A 1,195-nucleotide genomic window follows, 5' to 3' on the forward strand; every position below is an offset into this window, starting at 1 on the left:
TCGGGCTTCCAGATTGATCATGGTTGCCGACCAGGCAGTGCTCCGTTGTCCTGCAAGCAGGGAGATATCCATCTGTGTCCTCGTTAACGATCTGTGACAGTGCTGGGCAAAAGCATATAACAACGTTTAGGCATTTGCATGTGCGCTTGCTGCCGAGCTGGATGAGGCTTTGTCCGCGCGCGTCAGCCATCTGGTAGATCTGTTCCTCAATGGCGTCAGCGTACGTTGATATGCTGAGCAATAAGCCAGCCGCCCCCACCGGCCTGCTGGCCGGTTTTTTTTCGCCACGATAGCGGTATACTGCTTGGGATCATTGGAGGAATAGCGTGTGGCGATAACTGAACAAGCGTTGTTGGAATCAGGTTTTACGGCAGAAGATCTGCAAAAGCTCAAACACTATACGAACACCCAAGGTTCTACACTTGATGTCTTGCTGCCCGCGCTTGCGAACCGTTTTATGGCCATGGGCCTTCTTTCTGCCGTACTGGTGGGGTTGTTTATCCTGGCGGTTTGTTTTTCTTCTTCAGAAAACATTATTTCCTTTGGCGTTGCTGTGCTGCTGATCTTGGGGATTTTCTGTTGGATGACGCCCCTTAAATTGACTTACAAGGCCTGGCGTTTTAAGACGGTGAGCGCTCGATAGTCAGCAAGTCAAATACGATTTTTGCGTTTAAGCCGTAGCCGATAATTTTCATGGTCAGTTTCGGTCGGCTCATTGCGTCCATTTTTCGGTAAAAGTCAGAGCGAACAAAATGGAACAGCCGCCAGGTCCCTGGTTTGCGTAGTAGACCAAAGACGCTGTATGCATTCGCAGCCAGACTCACCGTTTTATACGCTGCAAGACCACTTTCTCCGCGAAAACCCATAAATTCGGCCACGGACATGGCACTGTCAGCAACAAATCCCTGCGAGTCGGGTTTATTCAATAACTGGCGATTCATTTCTCGAGATAGGGTGTTGGCTGCATCAACCACCAGCGTGGCTCCCAACAAGATGCCGACCGGGGTCATTGAGCTCACCAGGAGCAGCCCACCTGCGGCTTGCAGGCCTGCTAAGACTACCTGCACAGCTGAAATGACATAACCCACTATCTGGTTATTTTCCTTGATAAATTCAATCTTGGCATACAGCTGGGCCGCCTTTGTCTTGAGCAGGCGATCCTGTTCAATCAGACCGTCATTTTCTGCCCGTAGAT

At 50.5% G+C, this 1,195-nt stretch carries 2 protein-coding genes; one reads left to right on the plus strand and one right to left on the minus strand.

The window, feature by feature from the left end; translation table 11 throughout:
• The first annotated feature begins 328 nt into the window (after positions 1-328).
• Positions 329-643: a hypothetical protein gene (locus ACCC84_RS23405; protein WP_198773795.1), complete on the plus strand. Its 315-nt coding sequence runs from the start codon at positions 329-331 to the stop codon at positions 641-643.
• Here ACCC84_RS23405 and ACCC84_RS23410 read toward each other — a convergent pair.
• Positions 621-1,195: DUF4225 domain-containing protein (locus ACCC84_RS23410; RefSeq protein ID WP_371902412.1), on the minus strand; the 575-nt coding region annotated here is incomplete at its 5' end. The two genes, ACCC84_RS23405 and ACCC84_RS23410, sit on opposite strands and share 23 nt — an antisense overlap.

Source organism: Serratia odorifera (assembly GCF_041448735.1).
GTDB lineage: Bacteria > Pseudomonadota > Gammaproteobacteria > Enterobacterales > Enterobacteriaceae > Serratia_F > Serratia_F odorifera.